21 protein-coding genes are annotated in these 26,480 nt (G+C 51.4%); 7 read left to right on the forward strand and 14 right to left on the reverse strand.

Annotated elements, in window-relative coordinates; translation table 11 throughout:
• Positions 1–64: 64 nt before the first annotated feature.
• The 4 genes from pbpG to OEW58_04175 form a co-directional block, all read right to left on the reverse strand.
• Complete coding sequence (gene pbpG / locus OEW58_04160; protein MDH5300535.1) at positions 65–988, reverse strand: D-alanyl-D-alanine endopeptidase; 924 nt, start codon at positions 986–988, stop codon at positions 65–67.
• A gap of 95 nt (positions 989–1,083) precedes the next feature.
• A complete protein-coding gene (locus tag OEW58_04165) occupies positions 1,084–2,196 on the reverse strand; it encodes a hybrid sensor histidine kinase/response regulator (protein ID MDH5300536.1) in 1,113 nt (370 codons plus the stop codon).
• Entirely contained in the window at positions 2,197–5,592 is a 3,396-nt protein-coding gene (locus OEW58_04170) for a response regulator (protein MDH5300537.1), read from the reverse strand.
• A gap of 7 nt (positions 5,593–5,599) precedes the next feature.
• Positions 5,600–6,544, reverse strand: a complete 945-nt coding sequence (locus OEW58_04175; GenBank protein MDH5300538.1) for an ABC transporter substrate-binding protein — start codon at positions 6,542–6,544, stop codon at positions 5,600–5,602.
• 220 nt (positions 6,545–6,764) lie between these two features.
• On the opposite strand from OEW58_04175, the gene OEW58_04180 reads away from it, so the two are divergent.
• Positions 6,765–6,938 carry a hypothetical protein gene (locus tag OEW58_04180; GenBank protein ID MDH5300539.1) on the forward strand — a complete coding sequence of 58 codons (174 nt, stop codon included), beginning with the start codon at positions 6,765–6,767 and terminating at the stop codon, positions 6,936–6,938.
• Between the two features lie 115 nt (positions 6,939–7,053).
• On the opposite strand, the gene fusA is transcribed toward OEW58_04180, so the two are convergent.
• The 4 genes from fusA to ylqF form a co-directional block, all read right to left on the reverse strand.
• Entirely contained in the window at positions 7,054–9,144 is a 2,091-nt protein-coding gene (gene fusA, locus OEW58_04185; GenBank protein MDH5300540.1) for an elongation factor G, read from the reverse strand.
• Between the two features lie 343 nt (positions 9,145–9,487).
• On the reverse strand, positions 9,488–10,024 hold the full coding sequence (locus tag OEW58_04190; GenBank protein ID MDH5300541.1) for a YaeQ family protein: 537 nt from the start codon (positions 10,022–10,024) through the stop codon (positions 9,488–9,490).
• 18 nt (positions 10,025–10,042) lie between these two features.
• The gene (locus OEW58_04195) at positions 10,043–10,396 is read right to left on the reverse strand and encodes a DUF3301 domain-containing protein (protein ID MDH5300542.1); all 354 of its coding nucleotides are present in this window, start codon (positions 10,394–10,396) and stop codon (positions 10,043–10,045) included.
• A gap of 11 nt (positions 10,397–10,407) precedes the next feature.
• Complete coding sequence (ylqF, locus tag OEW58_04200; protein MDH5300543.1) at positions 10,408–11,319, reverse strand: ribosome biogenesis GTPase YlqF; 912 nt, start codon at positions 11,317–11,319, stop codon at positions 10,408–10,410.
• A 136-nt stretch (positions 11,320–11,455) separates the two neighbouring features.
• Between ylqF and OEW58_04205 the strand changes: the two genes are divergently transcribed.
• Positions 11,456–13,333, forward strand: coding sequence for a hypothetical protein (locus OEW58_04205; protein MDH5300544.1), 1,878 nt, complete (start codon positions 11,456–11,458; stop codon positions 13,331–13,333).
• A complete protein-coding gene (nudF, locus tag OEW58_04210) occupies positions 13,330–13,935 on the forward strand; it encodes an ADP-ribose diphosphatase (GenBank protein MDH5300545.1) in 606 nt (201 codons plus the stop codon). Before OEW58_04205 ends, nudF begins: the two co-directional genes overlap by 4 nt.
• Here nudF and OEW58_04215 read toward each other — a convergent pair.
• Positions 13,932–15,035, reverse strand: a complete 1,104-nt coding sequence (locus tag OEW58_04215) for an HPP family protein (protein MDH5300546.1) — start codon at positions 15,033–15,035, stop codon at positions 13,932–13,934. The two genes, nudF and OEW58_04215, sit on opposite strands and share 4 nt — an antisense overlap.
• 494 nt (positions 15,036–15,529) lie before the next feature.
• Here OEW58_04215 and OEW58_04220 point away from each other — a divergent pair, with 494 nt between their 5' ends.
• From OEW58_04220 to OEW58_04235, 4 genes are read left to right on the forward strand one after another with little or no spacing between them, the layout of a single operon-like run.
• Entirely contained in the window at positions 15,530–18,514 is a 2,985-nt protein-coding gene (locus OEW58_04220; protein ID MDH5300547.1) for a formate acetyltransferase, read from the forward strand.
• Between the two features lie 9 nt (positions 18,515–18,523).
• Positions 18,524–19,171, forward strand: a complete 648-nt coding sequence (locus OEW58_04225; GenBank protein MDH5300548.1) for a hypothetical protein — start codon at positions 18,524–18,526, stop codon at positions 19,169–19,171.
• A complete protein-coding gene (locus tag OEW58_04230) occupies positions 19,171–20,061 on the forward strand; it encodes a radical SAM protein (GenBank protein MDH5300549.1) in 891 nt (296 codons plus the stop codon). Before OEW58_04225 ends, OEW58_04230 begins: the two co-directional genes overlap by 1 nt.
• The gene (locus OEW58_04235; GenBank protein MDH5300550.1) at positions 19,991–22,474 is read left to right on the forward strand and encodes a hypothetical protein; all 2,484 of its coding nucleotides are present in this window, start codon (positions 19,991–19,993) and stop codon (positions 22,472–22,474) included. Before OEW58_04230 ends, OEW58_04235 begins: the two co-directional genes overlap by 71 nt.
• Before the next feature lie 48 nt (positions 22,475–22,522).
• On the opposite strand, the gene OEW58_04240 is transcribed toward OEW58_04235, so the two are convergent.
• From OEW58_04240 to OEW58_04260, 5 genes are all read right to left on the reverse strand, one after another.
• Complete coding sequence (locus OEW58_04240) at positions 22,523–23,710, reverse strand: alanine--glyoxylate aminotransferase family protein (GenBank protein MDH5300551.1); 1,188 nt, start codon at positions 23,708–23,710, stop codon at positions 22,523–22,525.
• A gap of 109 nt (positions 23,711–23,819) precedes the next feature.
• Positions 23,820–24,593 (reverse strand): methyltransferase, encoded by a 774-nt coding sequence (locus OEW58_04245; protein MDH5300552.1) that lies wholly within the window; start codon positions 24,591–24,593, stop codon positions 23,820–23,822.
• Between the two features lie 83 nt (positions 24,594–24,676).
• Positions 24,677–25,084, reverse strand: coding sequence for a Fe-S cluster assembly scaffold IscU (gene iscU, locus OEW58_04250; GenBank protein MDH5300553.1), 408 nt, complete (start codon positions 25,082–25,084; stop codon positions 24,677–24,679).
• Positions 25,085–25,143: 59 nt separating this feature from the next.
• Positions 25,144–25,623, reverse strand: a complete 480-nt coding sequence (locus OEW58_04255; GenBank protein MDH5300554.1) for an Rrf2 family transcriptional regulator — start codon at positions 25,621–25,623, stop codon at positions 25,144–25,146.
• A 92-nt stretch (positions 25,624–25,715) separates the two neighbouring features.
• Positions 25,716–26,444 (reverse strand): 16S rRNA (uracil(1498)-N(3))-methyltransferase, encoded by a 729-nt coding sequence (locus OEW58_04260; protein ID MDH5300555.1) that lies wholly within the window; start codon positions 26,442–26,444, stop codon positions 25,716–25,718.
• Positions 26,445–26,480: the final 36 nt, after the last annotated feature.

A 26,480-nucleotide genomic window follows, 5' to 3' on the forward strand; every position in this document is an offset into this window, starting at 1 on the left:
TCTTTCCGCTGACCATAAAACAAAAAAGCCGCCCAAAGGCGGCTTTTTCATACCTGTAATCCAATCAACCGGCACTGGCCAGCGTACCGTGGGCGCGAGCCACACGTTTTTCTGTGGACAGCAACCAATTCTTGATTCGGCTGGCATCGCCAAACTTAGACTGCTTACCCCAGGAATTTAGCAACACCACCGCAACCGGGCGATCGGCAATCATCGCGCTCATCACCAAACAATGGCCGGCGGGAACGATGTAGCCAGTCTTGCTAACTTCCACGTCCCAAGTCTTTTGTCTGACCAGACGATTGGTGTTAATGAATTCGATCTTCCAGTTGGAGCGTAAATCCGTCACGTGGCTCTTGGCTGTCACTGACGCCTCACGAATCAGCGGATAACGCTGCGACGCCTCAACCATTTTCACTAGGTCACGGGCAGTGGAAACGTTGTCATCATCCAGCCCGGTGGCGTCCGCGAAACGGGTATGCATCATCCCCAACTGCTTGGCTTTCTGGTTCATCGCCGCCACAAATCCCTTGATACCACCGGGGTAATTGCGTCCCAGCGCCGCCGCCGCACGATTTTCGCTCGCGACCAGAGAAATCAGCAACATGTCTTCACGTGTCAGGCGAGTTCCGAACGCCAGGCGAGAACGTGAACCACGCAAGGTATCACGATCCGCACGGGTCACAATCAACTCTTCGTCCAACGGCAACCCGGCGTCCAACACGACCATTGCCGTCATCAATTTGGTCAACGAGGCCACAGGACGTTGAGCGTCAGCGTTGCGCTCAAACAGAACTTGGCCGTCTCGTAAATCGTAAATCACCGCAGCAGAGGAGCGCAGGTGTAATTTGCCAGGGTCAAGATGCAAGCGTAGTTCATCTGCAGTAATGTAGCTCTCATCATCCAACGCCAACACTGGCAGCGAAAGGGCGACGAGCACCATCAACAACAGGGAGGACAATTTCTTGGATAGTTTTTTTGTTTGCATAATACGTCTTTGCATCTGTGTTCGTTAAATAAACGCGGCATAAATTCTGTAAAATCAAAATTATAGCCGGACATTCCAATCAATGCAGTTATAAATTAACCCGGGACTGGAAGCATAACCAATAACTCGGTGCCATGCACATCATCCGTCACCATCGAAATGTCCCCGTTTTGTACCAGAGCACTCAATCGCGCCGAATATGTTCCCAGTCCGGTGCCACCTTTTTTCCCTGCCGTAGAGAATTTCTCGAAGAAACACCCCCTCAGCACCTCAGGCACCACCCCCTGATTGTGGATACGAACATGCGCCCTACCCCCAACCAGGTCCAGATCAACCTGCACTCCCCCTCCTTCCGGGGACGCTTCCATCGCGTTCTTCAACAGGTTGGAGAATATGATCTGACACAACATCTCCTCCCCGTATACCTTAAATTCGTCATTTCTTGTAATAACTTTACCCCTGCACAGCAAATTTACTGTCAGCTTCTTTTCCCGCACATAACGCTGCATCTCGCCAAGGACTGAAAACAGCACCCCCACCAGGTTCACCTGCTCAGGATTTAACCGATATTTGCCCATTTCCAGCTTATACATATCCAGTGAGCGGTTAATCATGTTTAACATTCGATAACCTGCGCTGCGTATCTCATTCAGCGCATCTGCCTGGGAATCACTCAGCCCTCCCTCCAGCATCAAAATATCCGGATAGGCCAAAATCACGTTGAGCGGACTTTTCAGGTCATGCCGGGTCATTACCTCGACCTGATCACGCAATGCTGCCGACTCTTTCAGTCGCTGATTATTCCTTTCCAGCTCCCTCTGAACATCATATAACCGCAGATAATTTCGCACTCGGGCCCGAACAATGGCCGACTTGACCGGCTTGACCAAGTAATCGATACCACCCGCCAACAAGCCCGTCTCTTCGTCATTTTCATCCGTCAGCGAGGAAACAAACACCACCGGAATATCCTTGGTTTGTGGGTTGCGCTTAAGTTCGGCGCAAACTTCGTAGCCACTCATTTCCGGCATCACCACATCCAGCAAAATCAAATCCGGCTGCGGCGTTTTAGCAGCAAGACTCAGCGCTTTCTGCCCATCCGTCGCAGCGACAATATTGTATTCGTTGCGCAGCACCGAAATAAGCACCTGTATATTGGTGGGAACGTCATCGACAATAAGAATCGTTTTACGAGCTTGGTCAGTCATCTAAGATTCCAGACTACGTTTCAAATTCAGCAATTGTTTCCGTAAACCTTCACTATCAAATTCCATCTGGCGGACAACACACAAATTATAGGCGGCGAAATATCTGCTGCCCTTTAGCAAATAGCCGACACCATTGAGCTTTTCTTCAACAGCGACGACATCCTTGTCTATTACCCGCTCAATTTCTGCGATCATTTCCCTGACCTTATTCCTATCACCTTCTGCTAACTCAGCAGAATGCTCGGCATCCGACGATCGCTGCAGACTTTTCAACCCCAAGAGCACCCTTTCCAGCTCCAGATCAAATCGCCCGATCACCTCCGGCAACCCTACCTGATCTGAGCCGATTGCTTTTTCCAGCATCGCTGCTGCCACAAACAAACTTGTCATTCCCAAATTACCGGCCACGCCTTTCACGTTATGCACTATACCCTTGGCCTCGCTATATCGCCCACGTTCAATAAGCGAGTTTATTTCACTCATAACATTCACATGATGAGCAAAAAACTGCGCTAACAACCGACGATATAACGCTGCATTGTTTGCCACATTGGCCAAACCAGCAGCGTAATCCATCCCTGGCAACTCAATAATTTCGTCGTCATCGCCGCCATCCGTAACGTTTGGCGCAGCATCATCACCATACGACCGTTCTGGCAACCACGCTTCAAGTACCGCATATAATTCAGCCGCAACAATCGGCTTGGTCACATGTTCGCACATACCCGCAGCCAACGATTTATCTTTATCGCCATCCATCGCATGCGCTGTCATCGCCACAATCGGGATATGGCAATATTCAGACTGATCCAGAATATATCTGGCAGCATCAAGCCCGGAAACCTGGGGCATTTGAATATCCATCAAAATTAAATCTATTTCGTGTTGACGCAGAGATTCATACGCGACCAGTGCAGAATCCGCCAAAAACACATTCGCCCCCTTGGTTCGCAACAACTCTTCTGCTACCTGCAGATTTATCGAATTATCATCAACAACCAATATTCTAGAACCTCGAATATTTGGATAGTCTTTTTCTTCACGCACAGGAAACTTGTAATCTCTTATCGCTTGCCTTTGAATTTTGGCAACTCCAAATAATGCTAAGTTCAAAGATGCATACAGGGAATTAGGGGTATATGGTTTTACCAGCACACCATTGGCTCCGGATACCAAGCATTTGTCGCGCAATCGATCATCGCCATATGGGACAGTCACCAATATCTTTGACTCTGCAGATTTCTCACCAGCTCTGGCGCGTAATTTATTAACAATCGGGATTCCCTGCTTTTCCACGTCAACAACATCAACCAAAATTAAGACATGACTTTCCAAGTCCAAAATATTTAATTCGTTTACATCACTGACTACATCGCAACCAACACCAAGTCGCCGAAGTGCTTTGCGCATAATCTCTGCGGAAGACTGCTGATAGCTAATCAGCAACACCCTCTGTCCAGCCATATGTGCAGTTTTGTCTTCTGACTCATCAGATTGCACGTCGACATCCAGCCTTACTGGAATATCGACTTTAAATATTGAACCTTCTCCCGACTTACTATCCACCGAAATCGTTCCGCCCATCAATTCAACCAGGCTTTTACTAATCGCCAGCCCCAACCCCGTCCCTCCAAACCGACGAGATATTGAACCATCAACCTGAGTAAAACTCTTGAACAATTTCCCAGTTTCCATGTCACTCATACCAATGCCTGTATCACTGACGGAAAACGTCATCCAACACTCCCCATCTGCACATCCATGCTGCGATACAGACAGAATCACCTCTCCTTTCTCGGTAAACTTTATCGCATTATTGATAAGATTAATCAGCACCTGTTTGAGCCGGAGAGAGTCAACATAAATAACCCTTGGAACATCTGGACTAACATCTAAAAGAAACTCGATCTCTTTGCCTTTCAGCTTAAACACCGACAACATAACCAGCTCATCAAAAAACTCGTCGAGACTGCATTGATGCTCATCCAACTCCATTTTGGACGCCTCTATTTTTGAGAAATCCAGCACATCATCTAGAAGTGTCAATAAATTCTTTCCTGAAACCTCAATTTTGTTCAGATAATCCTTGATTCGCGAAGATGCATCCCCCTCTTTGGCTAAATACGCCAGATTAATAACAGCATTTAGCGGCGTTCTTATCTCATGACTTATATTCGCCAAAAACTCCGACTTTGCCTGCGTTGCTTTTTCAGCGACTTCTTTGGCCCTGATCAATTCAATTTCAACCTGTTTGCGCTCGGTGATATCCTTCGACACCCCCATCAGCATACTCATCTGACCATCGTTGGACGCCCCAAACAACGCAACAGTTTCCAAATATCTGATTTCACCGGAGGGTCGAATAATTCGGTGCTCAACACGAAAAGGGGTCTCGTTGAGAATGCTCGATTGCAAGGCATCTGCCAGCAGGTCCGCGTCATTCGGATGTATTCTTTGCATAATTTCTTCAAAAGTCACCGTCCACGACTGCCGCTTTAAACCAAAAATACGGTACATCTCATCAGACCACTGCAACTCATTGGTCACAACATTAAGCAACCAGCTCCCCACATGACCAATTCTCTGCGCTTGCGCCAACTGATACTCACGATTTTTTAATTGCTCTTTTGTATCGCTGACACTATCCAGCATGGAATTTAGCCCGGCGGAAATCGTGGCAAGTTCATCCTGTCCAGCCAGATCAGATCGAGTTCGCTCTTCGCCATTTTCTATACGCCGCAGCGTTCCCAGCAGCGCCTCCACCCTCCTGGTAAAAACATAATGAAAAACAAACATCAACAACACCAATGCCAGCACTGTCCCCATCAAATGTTCCAGCACCTGCTGCAATGCCAGTTTATTTGCTCCCTTAAGCTGCTTGGAAATATCTATTTGATGAATGAGCACACCGCACTGTGCTTTCAGTGCAACATTACTCGCCAGTTCGCCGCTACAGACGCGAACATATCCCACCATGCCATTTTTATTGCCTTGAACGAGCTCTTCAACGACAGCGATTTGTTGACCGCTCAAAATTGACAAAACAACATTTTCATCAAAGCGTTGATCAATGACTCTCCATTGACTCCCAACATACGCCAGCCGGGTTGAGGAAATGATGGCGCCACTTGCATCGGTCAAAATACTGATATCGTGACCTTCTTTCGTTGCCAGCGAAGCGATATACAGTTTTATTGCTCCCAAGTCTCCTGTTCTCAGCAATACTTCGGTTGCTTCCTGTATGGAGCTCAAATTTGATCGCAAATCATTCAGCGCCGCCTGTCTTATTTGGCTTGAGGCACTTTCAACAGCACGTAGATAATTAAATACGCCCGCAATAATTGCCAGCAACAGCATCGTAATGGGAATGAAGTGTTTTATTTTTAACTGATACACTGGAAAATCACTTCACGTAGTCGTTATTCAACAACTGCACAGGATCAAAATTTGTCTTTAACAAATCATGATTACGCATCGTTTTTGCCAAACCACGCAAACTTTCATACAAATGGCTATCATCACCACTCAACAGCGCATTGGTGCGCTTCCTGTCAGGCAAGATCATGCCATCAAAACTGGCCAATACTGCTGCCTCGCCAACATGCATTCGCTCGTTGATAATCCGAGCTGCCCCCACCTTATCGGAGTCAAATGTGGCCAATGATAGGTACCATCCATCAACCAAATCTTTCACCACTTCAGGATGTGTCGCTAAATATTTTTCTGTCACCACCAGCACATCGACAATTTCACCCGGAATATCTGCCGAAGAAAATATTTGCGCCGCACCATTTCTGATCAGTTTGGTCTTTGCTGGCTCGTATGTCACTACAGCATCAATACCGCCATCGGTAAACACTGTCTCGTGCATGGTACTACTCAGCCGCACGCTTCTTATATCCGCCAAACTCAATCCATTTATTTCCAGCGCACGTGCCAGCAGATACTGAGCCAACACCGAGCCCTCGTTCGCCACCCTTTTGCCCTTCAGGTCTTTCACACTACGAATACCTTGGCGCGCGAGGATAACGTCACCGCCTTCCGAAATATTTATCACCAACACGACTTTAATAGGTACGCCAACCTCTTTGATCTTAAGCACCTCATCCATGGTCAGTGTGGCTGCCTGAACAGAGCCATTGATCAAGGCACGCACCGCCCCCGCCGGGACGGGATACTCCACAAAGGTAATTTCTGAATTATTAAAATGGCCATGGCGTTTGCCCAAAAATAGCGGCTCATAGCCAGGCCACAGAGAGGTCCCCACTTTCAGCGTTTCCACCGATTCGCCCTCGCAACCGGTCAGCAGCACTGCGAATACAATCACGAGTTTGTACAGTCGCCCCATGCCCCATCTCCTTGGTTTTTCCGGTCTTCTCTTCTGTCTTCCATCACTGATCAGCTTCCACCGATTTGCTGCATATATGGCTCCAGAATCCCACTCTCTGGCCCAAACAGTTCACAATATCTTAATCTAAGCAAAACACTAGGGTATTTTTTTTCGGCACAATTTTCTGTATAGTAGACGTTTCAGATATTGACCCCATATCCAAAGAGGAAGTACCCAAATGAACGTTGACCAACACTTGAAAGTAGCCCAGTGGCACATCGAGCAGGCTCGCCTGCACGCAACCAAACAACACTCTTGCGGCTGCCCAATTAGCCCAGAGTACCAGCGCATCATCGACGAAGTCGAGAGCGGTAAGATTATGGAAGAGCTGGTTTGCAAAACCGGTAAGTAATCGCCTTCCACTGGCTGAAAAAAACCGCTCCAATGAGCGGTTTTTTTTCGCCTGAGTTTAGGCCAAAAAAAAGCCCGCAACTATGCGGGCTTTTTTCTCAAACGGGAAGCAAACGTTATTTCTTAGCTGCTGCTTCGCGCTCTTTGGTTTCCTTGATAACGGCTTCAGCCACGTTGTTCGGGCATGGAGAATAACGCGCGAACTCCATGGAGAACTGACCACGACCAGAAGTCATGGTACGCAGATCACCGATGTAACCGAACATTTCAGACAGTGGAGCTTCGGCCTTGATACGAACACCCGTAGATGCAGTATCCTGACCCAGGATCATGCCGCGACGGCGGTTCAAGTCACCGATAACGTCACCTACGTGATCGTCTGGGGTAAACACGTCAACCTTCATGATCGGCTCCAGCAACTGCGGGCCGGCCTTAGGCAAAGACTGGCGGTAAGCAGCGCGGGCAGCGATTTCGTAAGCGATCGCAGAAGAGTCAACCGCGTGGTAGCTACCGTCTGTCAGAGCAACCTTAACGTCCAAGCAGGGGAAGCCCGCCAGAACACCTTTGACCATGGACTCTCTGAAGCCCTTTTCAACCGCTGGCCAGAATTCGCGAGGTACGTTACCACCGGTAACCTTGGACGCAAATTCAAAACCGCTGTTTGGCTCACCTGGCTCAATGGTGTAGTCAATTTTCGCAAACTGACCAGAACCACCGGTTTGCTTCTTGTGGGTGTAGCTGTCGTTAATTTTCTTGGTGATGGTTTCGCGGTAGGCAACCTGCGGCTTACCAACCACTACGTCTACACCATGGGTACGACGCAAAATGTCGACCTTGATGTCCAGATGCAATTCGCCCATGCCCTTGATGATGGTTTCGCCTGAATCCTGGTCAGTTTCAACGCGGAAGGAAGGATCTTCCTGAACCATCTTGCCAATGGCGATACCCAGTTTCTCGGCAGCGCCCTTGTCTTTCGGAGCGATGGCGATAGAAATAACTGGCTCTGGGAACACCATCGGTTCCAGAGTCGCAGGTTTCTTTGGATCCGCCAGTGTGTGACCGGTCTGCACGTTCTTCATACCGATGACTGCAACGATGTCACCCGCCTGGGCGCCATCCAGTTCGATACGGTCGTTGGCCTGCATCTCTACGATACGGCCGATACGCTCGGTCTTGCCTGTAAAGGTATTCAGTACGGTGTCGCCTTTCTTCAGCGTACCGGAGTAAACACGGATAAAGGTCAGGGCGCCGAAACGGTCGTCCATGATCTTGAACGCCAGTGCGCGGAACGGGTAGGAAGTATCAACGATCGCGTGACCACCGGTCTCGTTACCTTCCAAATCAACTTCAGGCTGTGGATCAACTTCTGTCGGGTTAGGCAGGTAATCAACCACGCCATCCAGCACCAGCTGCACGCCTTTGTTCTTGAACGAAGAACCACAGAACGTCGGGAAGAAGTCCAACTTGATTGTACCCTTACGGATGCAACGCTTCAGGTCTTCGACAGAAGGCTCTTTACCTTCCAGGTAGGCTTCCATCAGCTCGTCGTCTTGCTCAACCGCAGTTTCGATCAGCTCGGCGCGGTACTGCTTGGCCTTTTCCAGGTACTCAGCAGGAATCTCTTCAATCTTGTAGGCCATGGGGTCACCGGAGTCATCCCAGATCCATGCTTTCATGGTCAACAGGTCGATAACGCCAGAAAACTGGTCTTCGATACCGATAGGCAGAGTCATTACCACAGGACGTGCGCCCAGGATTTTCTTCACCTGACCAACCACTTTGTAGAAGTCTGCGCCGATACGGTCCAGCTTGTTCACGTAGATGATACGGGCAACGCGTGAATCGTTCGCATAGCGCCAGTTGGTTTCTGACTGAGGCTCTACACCGCCGGAACCACAGAATACACCGATACCACCGTCCAGAACTTTCAGGGAGCGGTAAACTTCGATAGTGAAGTCAACGTGTCCAGGGGTGTCGATGACGTTGAAACGGTGACCGTTCCAGAAACAGGAAACCGCCGCCGACTGAATGGTGATACCACGCTCACGTTCCTGGTCCATGAAGTCTGTGGTAGCCGCGCCATCGTGTACTTCACCCAGCTTATGGATTTTACCGGTCAGCTTCAGGATACGCTCGGTGGTCGTGGTTTTACCCGCGTCTACGTGAGCAAAAATACCAATGTTTCTGTATTTGCTTAGATCAGTCATGGTTGCACTCTATTCAAAAGGTGATTAACTAAAAATTCTTGCCACGGACAACACTCACAAGTCGCCAGACATATTCTTAAGAAAAACAATACGTTATATTCAGGCTCAGGGACAAAAGCGACCCATCAGGCTGTCGTTTCGTGCGCTCGGGCAGAGTCAAAGCGCGCTATTTTACCCTGAAATCGTCGTAAAACCAGCAAAATAGCGTCAGAATTTTCCTGACTCCGCTCAACGACTCATTTAGCACGCAGCCTCTCGCCCAAATTTCAGGCTCTGCATTCTAAATCCACATTGGCACACATAGAGTTGTTTCTGCATTTTGAAGCCATGCCCAGCGCCTGAATTATTGCCAGCGCGTCAGCACGACGTTCAGCGTTTGTTGACCATCGCTCACCCAGCACGCATCCTCGTCCAACGTAACCTGCAAGCGCATGCTGCGCTGACACATCTGCGCCAGACCTGCGACGGAGTCATCGTCCAGCGCATACACCATCAGATTTTCCAGGCGCTGCAATTTGTCCTGGCTTTGTTTCCACCATTGTTGCGCTGCAGCAGGTTGATAGGTGTAGACCTTCACCTGCTCGGCCAGATGCGATGCCTTGCGCAGGCGCTTTTCATCGACTTGCCCCAGATCAATCCACAGCTCGACATCGCCATGCAGATTTTTTTGCCACACGTCGGGTTCATCATCGCTGGAGATACCGCGACCAAACTGCAGGGTTTCGCTGGCATTGAGCGCAAACGCCAGTAACCGCACCATCATCCGCGCATCATTTTCGGAGGGATGGCAAGCAATGGTCAGTGCATGGGTTTGGTAGTAGTGACGCAGCAGATCACTGACCGTCAGTTCGGCTTTGAAAATGGTGGATTTGAGAGCCATGAATTCCTCGAATTGGCGCTAATGCAATGATGGGGGCAGGTCGTCGTCAACACTGACCAGTGGCTGCGGCAAATCCATGACCAGATAATCGCGGCGATTGCCAATCATCGCCACCACGCCTTCACGACGCTCATCGCCGGTGCAACTGAATTCAAAACCAAAATAGCGCACCAACACCCAACCACGACGGGCGGAACGTTTGATTTTCATGCTTTTCAACGCCACCGACTGATCCAGCAATTGCACACCTTCGCGATTGCAGGCCGTCAGTGCAATACGCTGGGCATGTTCACGGGCCTGGGTGGTTTTCCACCAGAATACACCCGCCAGAAATAGCAGCAGCACAATCACGATATCCAGCAAATCGATCATGACGATATGGCCTATTCCTCGTCGTCTTGCGCAGGTGGTTCTGCCGCTTTGCGCTCAGCCATGACCTGCATGCGTTGCTGTATCGACTGCGGTGACTCCAAGGTTAAATTACCCAGAGCACCGGCACGATAATCGTGCAGCAACACTTCAGCCGCTTTGTTCATGTCCAGTTTGCCTCCCGCACGCACACCGCCGCGCTTGCGCGCAATGATTTCCAGCAGGTCGATATTGTCCTTGGGTGGTTCGGTCAGTTTGTAGCGTGCGCAAATCTGCGCCGGATAATGCTGCAGCAAATAGGCCGCTGCGTAACTGGCAATATCTTCAAATTCAATGGCGGTATTTTTCACCGCGCCAGTCAGCGCCAGCAAATATCCGCTGTCTTCGTCTTCAATTTTGGGCCAGAGTATCCCCGGCGTATCGCACAGCATGACGCCGTCATCCATGCGAATCATTTGATTGGTTTTGGTAACCGCCGGTTCGTTGCCGGTTTTCGCCAGATTACGTCCGGTCAACGCATTGATGATGGTGGACTTGCCCACATTGGGAATGCCCATGATCATGATACGCACAGGCCGGACTTCGTAATTGCGCTCTGGCAGCATTTTTTTGCATTGAGCCACTGCCTGATTGATCGCAGAACGGGTCGAGCCCTTGTTCTCAGCCACCACGGCAACGGCCTTGACGCGGTCCTGCTGCTCAAAATGACTGATCCACTGTTTGCTCAACTGCGGGTCTGCCAAATCGCTTTTATTTAACACCTTGATGCAAGGCCGCGATTGACGCAAATTGGCCACCAGAGGGTTCTCGCTGCTGTAAGGGATACGGGCATCCAACACCTCAATCACGATGTCGATCTTGCCCATTGCCTCTTTGATACTTTTCCGGGCCTTGTGCATATGCCCGGGGAACCACTGAACCGCCATTTTTATTTACCCGCTTTAAGCTTCGCGCCATTTTAGCAAATTAGCATCAGGCTATCGCCGTCTGCTTTTCGAGACAGTTAAACTGGCCCCGCAGATGGTTTATGATTAGTGACCAATTTTTCACCAGGAACCCGCTATGCGCCCGCTGATCGCTGTGAAACTTAGACCCGCTCTGGTTGGCATCCTGCTCGCCAGCCCGGCCCTAGCTCAGGACCCACAATACAGCATTACCGATCTGGGCCCCATCGGTTATCTGACGGACGAATACAACACCGCCATCAACCAGACACTGCAAGTCAACGACAACGGCCTGGTGGTCGGCTCCACCTGGGCTGCCGACAGCACCCAGCGCGCAGTGGTGTTTGAGGCTGGCAGCAGCCAGTTCAGCCAACTTCCCAGCACCAGCAGTGCCGCAGCCAACGGCGTGAACAATGCCGGCGTTGCCGTAGGCTGGTACAAGGACAGCTCGCAGACTATCGTCGCCTGCCAGTGGAAAAAAATCAGTGGCAGCTGGACTCTGCAACCGCTGCCTCTGCTATCAGGCTATTCCAGCAGCAAAGCCTGGGCGATTAATGACAACGGCGTCATCGTCGGCAGTGTCAACGACGGCAGCAACGATTACGCGGCTTACTGGCCCAATGCCAGTGCCAATCCCATTTTGATCGCCGGTGGCTTTGTTGGTGCCGCCTACGGCATCAACAACCAGGGCAAGATCAGCGGCATCAGCGGAAAGGTTGGCAACTACAGCCAGAGCAACGGCTTTGTCTGGCAACCTGGCAACGGCAGCCCGGCCTTACTGCCTCATCTGGTCAACAGCTTAGGCACCGGCACCACCAACTGGGGTGGCATCGACATTAACGAATCCGGCAATGTGGTGGGCGGCAGCGGCACCTGGTTCGCCTGGAGCAACTGGAGCCAGTCTGTCAGCCAAATCACCCACCCCTACGTGTGGAACAGCGACAGCGGCATTACCGACATCAACCCCGGCAGCCCGCAAACTGCCTGGGCCAACAGCATTAACGACGCTGGTTATGTCGTCGGCGAAATCGTGGCTGCCGCCGCCTGGAACATCAATCAGGTATGGCCAGTACAGCCGCCCTCACCCAATGACGCAGTTCTTGTTCGCGATGCCTTCGTCTACCGCCAGGAACTGGATGCCAACGATGTCGCCGTCTGGCGCGAATACAAACTGTGGAATCAGATTCCATTAGCCGAACAACCGCTTTGGCATTTTTACAAAGCCAGCGACAACAGCAACATCGGTCACATCGTCGGCCTGGCGGGCAAAAAGGACGCCGATGGCAAATACCAGTGGCATGGCTATCTGCTCACCCCGGCGGTGGCCGATTTGGCCCTCACCCAGAGCATTGGTCTGGTCGGCGGCAATGCCAAAGCCACCACCCGTAGCTTGACATTCAGTAATCTGGAAACAGACACCCCGGTGCAAATGAGCCTCACCGTCAACAACCGTGGACCACTGACCGCCCATCAGGTGACGCTCACTGCCAAATTACCCAAAGGCTTGAGCGTTGCAGCGATCAACGGCAACAATTGCAGCACCAGCAGCGATGCCTCGCAAAACACCGTACTGCAATGCGTACTGCCCAGCCTGGCAGTGCATCAATCCGCGCAATTTAGCGCCGAATTCAGTGCCAACGCCGCAGGTGAATATCTGGTCGACACCAGCGTCAGCTCGGACGAACTGGACAGCCTGAACAATGCCGACAACCGTCGCCAACATCTCATTACTGTCACAGCGAAAAGCATCAGCATCGTACCTCAACCGAATCCCTTGCCCGAGCCGCTGCCAGTCAATCCGCCGATAGACAATCCGCCAGCCGCGGACGATCCCACCCCACCGCCGGCTGAAAACAACAGCCCAACGGGTGATGCCAGCACCGACGCACCCGTCCAAAACGACGATGGCGACAACGCCTCGGCCTTGTCGCCCTGGCAACTGCTCATGCTGCTGCCGCTGCTGGGACGCATCCGCCGCCGCTGGCGCTCGGCATGAGCCAGCGCAAAACCGTCGATATTCTGCGTCAGCAGGTCGGCTACGACGGTTTTTTTAAGCTATCGAAGTTCCGCCTGCGCCACTCGCTGTTCAACGGCAGCATGAGCCGCGAAATGAGTCGCGAATTGTTTGAGCGCGGCCATGCCGTGGCCATGCTGCCCTACGACCCACAGCGCGATGAACTGGTACTGCTGGAGCAATTTCGCATTGGCGCACTGCACGACCCCAACGGTCCGTGGTTAACCGAAATCGTCGCTGGCATGATCAAGGATGACGAACGCGCCGAAGACGTTGCCCGCCGCGAAGCCCTGGAAGAAGCCGGCTGCGAGATCAATTCCCTCGTTCACATTCTCAACTATTACGTCAGTCCCGGTGGCACGTCTGAAACCATCGCGCTGTACTGCGGCTTGATCGACAGCAGTTTGGTCAAGGAAGGCATTTACGGACTGGACGAAGAAAACGAAGACATTCGCGTTTTCAAAGTCAGCTACGATCAGGCGATCCACTGGTTGCGCAGTGGCAAAATCAATTCCGCCGCACCCATCATCGCTCTGCAGTGGCTGATGATGAATCGCGAACAACTGCGGCAACAATCAGGCTAGAGACGCTGCAAAATTTGCGCGCGCGAAATCAGGCCCAATAATTTGCTGTGCTCATCAACCACCGCCACATATTCGCCCTCGTATTGGGCAAATTGTGGAATCAGCTCGGACAACAACATGTTCGGCGACACATGCAGCAGTTCAGAGCGCATTAACTGCCCCACCACTTCGTGTTTGTCCGAATCATGGCCCGGTGTACGTTGCAACAGCCGATGCAGTTTTTCCACAAACCGTTCAGGCTGCCCCACCTCCACCGCATGCATCATTTCGCGCAGCGTTAACATACCCATGACGTGATCAAAAGCATCGACCACAGGCAGCTCAACCAATCGATGCTCGCGCATCATGTGCCAGGCTTTATCCAGCTCTGTGCCATATTGCACCGTCAGCACATCAACCTGCATCACATCACTGCAACGCACCGCGCCCAATTGGCGAATGCGTGAATGCATGCGTGCCTGATAATAAATTTTTTGTAAATCGGATTCGGACACATCAACAAAACCATCCATGTCGCGCAGCGCCTCGGTCAAATCCTCGGCGGAAAAATCCTGCGGTTTGCGCTGTTCACTCGCCAGCAACTCCGTGCTTTGTGGATAACGCCGACCTGGCAGCAAATTATTCAGCAGCAACGCCGCCAGCAGAATCAGCAATACGTTCAGCAACACCGGCGTGATTAGAAATTTGTATCCCAACGCGTGAATATGTTCATCACCCACGACAGCCACCAACGCCGCTGCTCCGCCCGGCGGATGCAAACAGCGCAGTTGCTGCATCAGCGCAATCGACACCGCCACCGCCAATGCCGCAGCCAAAGCCCAGTTGCCTATCCACTGGACGCAGGTCACTCCAACCGCTACCGACACCATGTGTCCGGCAAATACTGCCCAAGGATGCGAAAAACGACTGCCAGGCACGGCAAACAACAACACGGCGGATGCCCCCATTGAGGCAATCATCAACGGCACCGCTGCACCGGACAAAAAGTGATGACTAATCCCGGCCACAAACAAGATGCTGAGCAAGGCCGCCACAAACGCAAACAGCCGTTCGCTAGCACTGGTTACATCGGCCTGGGGAATGAATCGCTGGTACCACATGTATAGACCCGTTGGTTTTTTCTGACATTATTCCACAATTAGCGTCCTATCTTTTGATTAACACAGTCGTGATTAGCTAACAGATCAGCCCCAACCAATATCAGCCATTACAAAACAATAAGTTACGACTCTAGCAAGCACTAAAGTCCGAAAAAAAAGCCGCGACACCAGGTCGCGGCCAAGGGACTACGGAGCAAAAATTGCGCGTGAGAATCGGGTACTTTACCAACCACCCAAACTCTTCGCCGTTATCGCCAGCCCCCCCATACCAACTGAAGCCACAATCGTCCTGTTCACAAAAATTTTACCCGCAGCAATCACTCACCACCCAGCCAGAATCATTCGTTCCGTCAGCCTGTCTTTTCTGCCTAAAACCAAGGGAATAGCCTCATAAATTGTCACGTTTCCTTTACTATCCCTATTGGAAAGCCCTCCCTCATCTCTCTATACTGGAGGTGAGCCCTTTTCCACCCAAATCTTTGAGGCATCTACTCATGAGTGAATCCCAGCTTGGCCACGGGGGCATACAGATCGACCTGACGAACCCCGCCAGTAAAACCCACGACTCCCCCAGCCGCGTATTTCCCATCGCCAACGACAATCCAAAGCAGGTCAAAACACTGCGCGATTTGTCACTGACCGACATCAGCATCAATGATTTCCAAACCGTCAAATGGTGGCGCGAGCGGCTTTTTCTCGACGAAGGAACACCGGAAATTTGCGATGAATTGCCGCGCTTGCTCACCGAATTCATGCGCGACCCTGCCAATGATGAACTACCGCCTTACCAAAGACGCGCCGAAGCACTGAACTATATTTTCAGCAAGAAAACACCACTGGTGCGCAAAACAGATTTATTACCCGGTCAAACCACAACCAGTTTTGTTGGCCCAGTAATTTATGCTGACACCATTGGCTATTGCATCTGGCCAGAATTAAATACCGTCACTCATCGTGCGCAAAATCCGTTCAAAATAAAACCTGAAGTTGCAGAACGCTTAAACAAAGAAATTTTTCCCTACTGGTTGCAACGCCTGCCTGTGCAGGAAGTCGCCCGTTATCGCGCCTATGACACCCAACAATATCGCAACGATGGCCGCGACACCGTGGACGGTGGCCATTATCACGGCATTCCATCCATCGACCCGCAATTGAAAAAAGCTGCCGGTGAAACACCGACCTGTCAGGCATTGATGGAACGCGTGTCCTTTTTCCTGTCAGACAAAGCCACCTGCGTTTCGCACACCGTGCCGGATTTTGCGCGCGTGCTCAAATACGGTCTGAATGGTTTAATTCAACAAGCCAATAACGATATCGCCAATTCCGCACTCAGTGATTCGCAACAACAGTTTTTAAAAGGCGTCGTCTGCGTGTTTGAGGGCGCAAAAAACTATGCGCAACATTTGGCGCAAGCTGCCGCCGAGGCAGGCAATACCGAACTGAGCGCTATCTGCCAGCGCGTACCGGCACAACCTGCACGCACGCTGCATGAAGCCATCACCAGCATCTGGATTTGCTATCACCTGTTGCTACAGGAAAATACCAATTTTGGTTTGTCCATTGGTCGTCTTGATCAACTGCTCAATCCGTATTATCTCAGCGATTGGTCACAACTGGGTTCCGGCCAGGAACGCGACGCCTATACCAAGCACGCCGTAGAGTTGATGTGTCATTTCTTCCTTCGTTGTTCCGATCACGTTCCGCTATCCACCGAAGGTTCTGAAACCTTGTTCGCCGGCAGCGGTTCCAATCAGGCGCTGACGGTCGGTGGCACACAGGTGGTCGATGGCAAAGTTGTCGATGCCGTTAACGACATGACCTACATCATTCTCAAAGCCACGGAATTGCTGGGCATTCGCGACCCGAATGTTCATGCCCGTTATCACAAAGATGTGCATCATCGCGACGCCAGTGGCAATCCTCTGCCTGCCGAAGTCCACGATGGTTATCTCAAGCGAATTTGTCAGGTCAATATTCTCACTCGCGCCACACCGGCGCTGCATGGCGATGCCGCCGTGGTTGATGCCATGGCCAGCTATTACGCGGCTCATGATGGCGTGAGCGCCGATGAGGCACTGGCTGACGCCCACGATTACGCCTCCATCGGCTGCATTGAGCAAAATTCAGCAGGTAAACATTACGGCAACACCGGCTCGACCTTGATGGTTTTACCTGCTGTGCTGGAGCTGGCGATGTTTGGCGGCAAACATCGCAGCGACGGCATCGCTGCCAATGATCCGAATTTATTTTACGGCGCGAGCGCCTACACCACACCACCGCTCAGCCGAATGAAAACCATGGAAGAGTTCATCGCTGCTTTTCGTATCCAGCTGGATGAAATGGCCAGACATGCAGTGCAATGCAACAACTATCTGGGGCGCGCCATGGAAGATGTTCGGCCTTCGCCATTTTTGTCTGGCTTGTTTGTTGGACCAAGTAATTTACCTGGCGGACAAGGTGCCAAGTTCCGCGACGTTGCCGCTGGTGGGGCAAAATACAATTCCGCCGGGGTTGCCATTATCGGTCTGGCCGATGTCATCGACTCGTTCTGCATTTTTGATCAATTAGTCTTTGGTAAAAAAATCTCAGTCAGCGAATTGCTGTCCGCAATGAACAGCAACTTTGGTCAGCAAGCGCCCGCCTCAGCAAAAGAAAGCAGCTGGATTCGACGCATTATCCAGCGCATCGTTGCCTGGTTGCGTTTGTCTGACGAACTGCAAACGCTGCCTACGCTCAGCGATGAGCGCATCGCACAAATCAACCAGCTGCTGCGCCGCGCACCCAAATATGGCGCCGGCATTGAACAAACACCGGGCAGTGTTTACGACAATCATCTTGCGGTGAAATACACGCACCTGCTGACCGAAATGATTCATGATACGTTCTACAAATATCGCACCCATCGCGGTGGCCGCTATCTGGTCGGCTATTGGAGCATGACCAACCATGCCGGCTTTGGCATGCTAACCAAAGCCACGCCCAATGGCCGCCGCGGTGGTCAATCGTTTGCCAGCGGCATCACCCCTTGCCCCAACATTGTCAAAGCCAACGGTGATCCGGTAATGATTTTCGATCACATGCTGTCGGTGGCTGAAGTCCGTCCGCAGACGGTGCAAAATGGCTACACCTACAACCTCAGTCTGACCACTCGCGATGCTGAACATTTTGACGCCGACACCGAACTGTTTTCGCGCTACATGAAAGCCTTCATGGATCATGACGGTGTATTGGTGCAGCTGTGCGTATCCTCCATTGAGGATTTGCGCGCAGCCCACAAGGCAGCCAATGACGCCGAAGCCATCGGTGCCACGACTGAAGCCAAACAGGCGCTGACACCGTTCAAGGATTTAATGATTCGCGTTGCAGGATACTCTGCCTATTTCGTCACTCTCAGCCCGCAAATGCGGCAGGAGATTATCGATCGGGCGAACTTCTCACTCGACACAGGCAAAGAAACACACACCGCTTTCAGCGTTTAGGAGAATGATATGCACGCAGGCTTTCCCAATTACAGTCAACATCTTCATTCGGTATTAACGCTAGGGCGAAATCACGAAAAAATCCCGCAGATTGTCGAAAAACTGGGCGGCCCCATTGTCGCCAAGGGAGTCGCGGCACTGGTGGAATTTGGTTTTGTGTTCGTCATGCGCGATGCACTGCTAGATCCGGCGCATCGCAATCGTGCCACGCGTTTTTTTGATGACAATTTCGTCATACGCGACCCTTACGTCAAGGGTGGCCAGCGCTACTACAACGGCAAATTTTTGCTGCGCACGAAAAAGCCCGGCGACAACATGAATGTTCACATTGAGTTTTGCAAAAACCCTGACGCCTTGTTTTGTGATACGCCATTTGGCAAAACCATCAACCCACTGGAAATTGTCACCACCACAACCCTGACAGAAAATCAGGCCCTGGCCATTGAACGCAATCCAGACAAAGTCGATTTGGTCATCGCTTTTAAAGACCTGGCCAGCATCATTAATCTGATTGGCAGGGACGAAGTCGATGTCGTCGGTTTGTTGCTGGAAAATATGGTACAGCTTACCGGCAATGTAGGTCACCTTTTCAAACTTGGCGCAATCGCATGCGAAGTTGAGCGTTTCATTGGCGTCGCCAATCAGCCGACTCACTGATGAGCATGCAAACCCAGGCATGGATTTTCGACATCAAACGCGATTGCAGCGAGGACGGACCTGGCATACGCACCACAGTTTTTTTCAAAGGCTGCCCTCTGCAGTGTCAGTGGTGCCAAAACCCGGAAGGTCTGCCCACACCCCATCATTTTCATCCTATCACCGAGCAATGTGCTGAACTGGACAATGGCGAGCTGATTGATCTGCAAACGCTGCTGCATCGCGTGCTGATCGACAAACATTTCTTCATCTCCAGCGGCGGCGGGGTAACGGTCTCTGGCGGCGAAGCAACCCTACAACATGACTTCCTTCACCATTTTTTAAAACAACTCAAAGCCGAAGGCATACACACCTGCCTGGAAACCAGTGGATTCTTCAACTATCGCCGTTTCAGTGAACAGTTATTGCCCTATCTGGATCTGATTTATTTTGACGTAAAAATTTTCGACGACACCCTCAGCCGCCAATTCACCAAGCAAGGCAGCTCCCTTATTTTGCAGAATCTGAAAAACCTCAGCCAACAATCCAAGGTCACCGTCATCCCACGAATTCCATTAATCCCTGGTATCACCACCCGCAAAGACAATCTTGTTCGCATTGCACAACACCTGCGCCAATTACATTTTTCCACCGCTGTTTTGCTGCCATACAACCCCCTATGGCAGGACAAGCTGGCCAAACTCAATATGCACAGCGAATATCAGCGAAAAACTTTCATGACTGCGGATGAACTACAGGAGTGCCAGGATATTTTCATTTCTGCACTTAACCAAACTTCACAAGCAACCAACGATTATCATGGCGTACAAGGAGATCACAATGAACAATCCTTACCTGAGCAGCCACAATTTCCCCTGCCAAAACGAACAAGAGAGGCAACAACTCAATAACAAGCTGCAAGACATTCTCGCGCGTGATGGCCAGGAAAATCCGTTTGCCATGTTCGCCAACTATCAGCGCATCCTTGCTGACAACAACAAAAAAGATCAATGGCCCGCCGTTCACAACACCTTGCGCACCTTATTTGAATGCGGCTCTGCTGTTGCCATCGACGGCCCAATGATAGGCATTCCAGTTTCCATTCGTGACAGCGATTTTTTCCGCGAGCTTGCTCAACAATTCGGCCAACAACGTTCCGCCATCGCCGGACTGGAAGTCATGGCCAGCGCATGGAATGCCACGTTTGCTGATACGGGCTTGTGGATGGGAAAAACCTTTGAGCCATTGTCTCGCGAACAGGTCCGGGGAATTTGTAATGATGACTCCGTCACCATGGAGACTTATGACGCCAGCAAAACACGCATAGGTCGAAATTTTTTCCGCCCACCGGGCAATCCCAATTTAGTTCAAGGCATCGGCCTTCCCGGCCTGCACCGACTATGGCGACTGCAGGATAGACCGACCTCCCCCGGCGACCCACGATTCATGGGTGAGATCTTGCCCAAGAATCTGGAAAAAGAGAAAACCATACCTTACACCGAAACCGGCGGTATTTTTTTGGCTGACATGGGCCAATCAGTTGTGCCGGAAATGCGCAATAAAAAAGTCTATCAGCTCAATTATCGCTGGGATAGCTTGCAGCCCACCTACCCGATGACATGTTTGATCGATGAGCTGGTACAAGTCGCCGACGGCATTTATCTAGGTCAACTGGTTTTTGCCACACAACACTTCAACGTAGGCCAGCTCGACATCTCGTTTTTGGAGCACCACACACCACTCACCCTTGGCGAAAAATATCAACCGCGCAAGCCCGCCAGCTGGTGGCAACGTTTCCTTGATTTTTTGCTACGTCGCAACAGTGGAAAATTTGTTGATTACGGCTACCAGAACAACGGCTTTTTCTTGATGATGGACCCGGCCTATGCCTCGCAGGTTTATGCCGACGATGCGTTTCCACAACTGCGTCCACGTCCCGGTGAAGCAGGCTTCCGCGAGCTGGGCTACGACAAACTCGCCAACGTTGAGGATACGCCTCGCGCACTGGATGAATGGAAAGACGGCTGGAAGAAGCATGCGGATTTGCGCGCAAAATTCACCACCATGACTCTGGAAACATCGCCCGTGGCCGGCGACAACGCTATCGTATCGACCCTGCTTCAACCTGACGAAAGCATTTTGCAGATGCTGCAGCGCATCAGCCAGCGCATCTCATCACAAACATCCCACTTCGACAGACTTGAGGAATTTGAAAGCCTCAATCGCTTGTTCCGTTGCGGCATCGCACCCACGGTTGTCAACGGCGTATTTCAAAGTGCGTCAGAGAAAAACTATCACGTCCGACTCAACAGCCAAAACAGTTACGACTGGTATGGTGAGCGCAACCGCATTCAGGGGTTTGACTATTATCACGGCGCCACGCTCAGTTTGCATGGTGGCTTTGGCGATAATCTGCGGACGGGGGCATTTGATGACCAGTGGCTGCTGCCCAACACGCTCGCGGCCATGTTGCGCGAGGACAAACTCTATGATCCCAATGTGCTCGATATGGTATGGCGCGCCATAGGCAAATATATTTTCCCTTGGGGCGGAAAATCCTTTGAGAAAATTCCGCCGCGCACCCTCAGTATGCTGCTGGACGAAAGTGATGATCTTGCACAGCGCTATCCCGAACGTGTCGAGCAATTAAAAAATCATCTGGCCAGCGCGCCGCATTATCAACTGACCAAATTTAATGCCCAGCACCATTGGGAACCTGGAAAGTATGCTGCGCACTTGTCACATGGCAGCTGGGACAATGGCATGACCGAGCAGGACAAAGCATTCTGGCAGGATCAGGCAGATAATCATTGGGTACAGGGATATAACTTGCAGGACAAACGCATTCTCAGCGCCGATGCATTCATGCGCATCGTTGACATGAACTACCGCGTTCCCGATCCGTTGCTGCAAGCCTACGCAGCGCAAGGACCGTCACCATTCGTACGTCAGGGTTACATGTTCCTGGGCGTTGCCGATCAAACCTCCATTTTGCCAATGAATCATGGCAACGAGCAGCGCAAGCAAGTGTTCCAGTTCCACTATCGCTATCCCATGATTGGCGGCCCGGCACCGATTGGTTTTTGTCTGGATGAGTTAGTGCAACTTGCTGACGGTTTGTTTTTGGGGCAGCTGATTTATGCCACACGCTTAACTGAACCGTTCCACTCCTCCGTGCCAGCAGAAAAATATGCCTATCAGTTGTTCGGTTATTTTCTGCTGCTGGACAACGACTGGGAATCACATCGCCAGGCCATTGGTCTGGATGTGCTGGACGCCAAGCCACAAACGGTTGTCGAACAACTGGTGGATCTGGTCAGCTAAAAAAAGGGGCCCGAAAGGGCCCCTGTCTTTTTCATCATTGCTCGAACGTTATGCGATAGATGCGTAAACTTCACGCGCCGCTTCCAGCGCGACACCACGCTTGATTGCTGCTTTTTGTTCTACCAGTGCAGCTTCCAGCGCACTCAGGCAGAGGAAAATGTTGTTGATGTTCGCACTTTGTCCCATCAAACCAATCCGCCACACCTTGCCTGCCAAATCGCCCAAACCGCCGCCAATTTCCAGATTGAAATTTTTCAGCAGATACGCGCGCACTGCGGCTTCGTCGACACCGTCAGGCACGGTCACAGCATTCAACTGCGGCAGACGTGCTTTTTCATCAACAATAAAGCGCATGCCCATTGCTTCCAGACCAGCCTTCAGCACATTGTGCATGTTGCGGTGACGCGCCCAGGAATTTTCCAAACCCTCTTCCTGCAGCATCACCAAGGATTCGTGCAATGCGTACAGCGGATTAATCGGTGCGGTGTGGTGGTAAGCGCGCTTCACGCCCTGCCCCCAATAGCCCATCACCAAGGTCAAATCCAAAAACCAGCTTTGCACGGGCGTTTTGCGCGCCTTGATTTTTTCTACCGCCGCTGGACTCAAGCTCACTGGCGACAAACCAGGTGTGCATGACAAACATTTTTGCGTGCCCGAGTAGACCGCATCCACGCCCCACTCGTCGACTTTGATCGGCGTTCCGCCCAGCGAGGTGACCGCATCCACAATGGTCAAACAGCCGTGGTCATGTGCAATTTTGCACAAGGTCGCAACATCGGACTGCGCGCCAGTTGACGTTTCAGCGTGAACAAATGCAACCAGTTTGGCCTGAGGGTTGGCCTTGAGTGCCTCTTGCAGTTTCTGCGGATCAACCGCTTCTCCCCATTTATCCTGCACCATCACCGCGTTGCCACCGGCGCGGATGACATTTTCTTTCATCCGTCCGCCAAACACGCCGTTCTGGCAAACGATAACGGTATCACCAGGCTCCACCAGATTCACAAAACAGGTTTCCATCCCAGCCGATCCCGGTGCGGACACTGCAACGGTCAGTTCGTTTTTGGTCTGAAAGGCGTACTGCAACATCGCCTTGACCTCATCCATCATGCTGACAAACACGGGGTCCAGATGACCAATGGTCGGGCGCGCCATAGCGCTCAGAACGCGTGGATGAACATCAGAAGGACCTGGGCCCATCAAGGTACGCAAAGGCGGGATAAAACTTTTTGTGCTCATGTAATTATCTTTCTATGGTGGCCAAATACCTACGAGTTTACTCTACTAATGATCACCCGCAAAGTCAGTTTGGATAAAAATCCAGCACATTATCATCAATCAGCACCGACTATTCTCCGGCGTTTTGGCCGCGTATCGCTGCCAGATGGACAGGAGCATCCACCTGCCACTGGCGCTTCAACATCGCCGCCGGCGTTTCCAGTTGCCGCAGATCCGGTCGCTTGTCAAAAGCAAACACCAAGGCATTTCCATTTTGCTTGTCCAGCACATAGCGTAGCGTTTGTTTTCTGAATACCGCCTGGAACTCGCGATAGCGCTGACGAAAATCATCAATCTGCCGGTTCCACAAATTGGCACACAGCACGCCGCCGGGACGCAACTGCTGACGACAGTTCTGCAAAAAATCCCACTGCAAAAATTCATTCACCGGCCCCTGCCGATCATAGACATCCAGCAGGATCAAATCGTAGCCTGTGGCATCCAGTCGGCGCACAAACTCCAGTCCGTCCTGACAATGAATTTGCAACCGGGGATGATCTTCGGGCACGCCAAAATAGCCATGCGCCAAGCGTATTACCGACTGTCGCAATTCGACCGCATCGATTGTGGCCTGCGGACAGGCGTTGAGCAGAAATTTCGCCAGCGATCCACCACCCAGCCCGAGCAACAAAATTCGCTGCGGCCGGGAATTGAACAGCACGCTGATGGCCATGGCCTGGGTATAACGCAGCACCAACATATCGGGTTGCTGCAGCAATAAACTGGACTGTTTGCTGATTGAGCCAAAATACAAATGACGATAAATCTCGGTATCCGTGACCACCAGGTCACCGTACGCGTCACGACTTTGATGAATGATATGTTCGCCGGGGCTTAGCTGCATAAGCCTGATACTAACAAAACGCAGCTATGGGCAGATAAAATTTGCGAGATTACAGCGCACGCCGGACGGCGTGCGCCAGCAATTTAGTGGTCAGTACCGGTAGCCGGTACGCCTTGCTTCTTGGAAAGATAATCTTCGACCGCTGCCTTGATGGCATCTTCGGCCAACACGGAGCAATGCACCTTCACCGGCGGCAGCGCCAGCTCTTCGGCAATCTCTGTGTTCTTGATTTGCTGTGCCTGCTCCAGCGTCTTGCCTTTGACCCATTCGGTCAACAGCGAGCTGGAAGCGATGGCTGAACCACAACCATAGGTCTTGAATTTGGCGTCTTCGATCACGCCCTGGTCGTTAACTTTGATCTGCAGACGCATCACGTCGCCGCAGGCAGGCGCGCCCACCATACCCGTTCCAACCGACAGATCGTTCTTGTCAAAAAAACCAACATTGCGTGGGTTTTCATAATGATCCAGAACTTTGTCACTGTAGGCCATTGCCATCTCCTTAAACTAGCGCGCAAAAATATAGCATTTTTTCGCGACAAACAACACTCTCAAGCTCTTTTATCGGCAGCGTCGGGAATTAGTTCATCAGTATCCACTAATATTTCATCCTTCCCGGGCTCTCGTCGATTCCGCAAACAATCTGCCAGGCTAATACCATCCAAATACCGGTACAAGCGCTCACTCAGCTCTTCCCAGAGCCTAAAGGGCTCATAGTGCTCATGCTGCGGTAACCGATACAGGGTACGCTGCTCCACCGCCTCTATCACCTGGGCGATACTGATCTGCGCCGGATCGCGCGCCAGCACATAACCTCCGCCCGGACCGCGCATCCCCTTGATCAACTGGGCCTTGCGCATATCGGCAAATAACTGCTCCAGGTACGACAAAGAAATATTTTGTTTTTCAGCAACTTCCGCTATTGTCAACGGCCCTTTTGCGTGGTTCATAGCCATATCGATCAAAGCAGCAACTGCGTAACGACCTTTGCTTGGTATTCGCATACGCAACCTCGGCAGCACAGCCATCATTGGCAATCATACAAGGTCAATCTACGAAAACTGAGCAAAAGAGTCAAGAATAAATTGTTTATGAATTCCCTTTGTTTTTGTCCATGTTTTAATCAAAAGTCTCCGTACCTGACCTGAAGGATACTGATCACCGCCAGAGCTGCGGTTTCGGTGCGCAGAATACGCGGCCCCAAACGCACCCCGATAAACCCTTTGGCAACTGCACCCTCAATCTCCGTATCACTCAATCCTCCTTCCGGACCGATCAACAAATGAATGGGTTGAGTCGTATCCAGCTCCGCCGTCGAAATTGACTGCGCCGCCAACGGATTGAGCACCAGTCCAACGCCCCGGGCTTGCAACAGCCATGGCTCCAAGTCCATCGGCGCATGCAATGCCGGCACAATCTCCCGACCACATTGCTCACACGCAGCCTCGATGACACCTTGCCAATGTTCAATGCGCTTTTCCAAACGATCAGGTGGCAACTTCACATTACAGCGCTCGGTAAACAACGGCGTAATCGCCGTCACACCCAGTTCAACCGACTTTTGCAAAGCAATATCCATACGTTCACCACGTGAAATCGCCTGCCCCAAATGAACGTGCAAGGGTGACTCCTTATCCAGCTTGGCAAAGCTATCAAGCCGGACAATCACCTGACGTTTTTGCACATCCACAATCGTTGCAGTGTATTCTCCACCCTTGCCATTAAATATTTTCAGTAAATTACCGATTGATAGCCTCAACACTTGATTTACGTGGCGAGCTGCCTGATCAGGCAGCGGCAATTGCTGACCAACCGCTAACGACTCATCTACAAATATCCTGGGTACACGCATTGCATTCTGCCTCACTTCACAAACTGAACTATTATA

This window comes from Gammaproteobacteria bacterium, assembly GCA_029884425.1.
Classification (GTDB): Bacteria; Pseudomonadota; Gammaproteobacteria; order S012-40; family S012-40; genus JAOUHV01.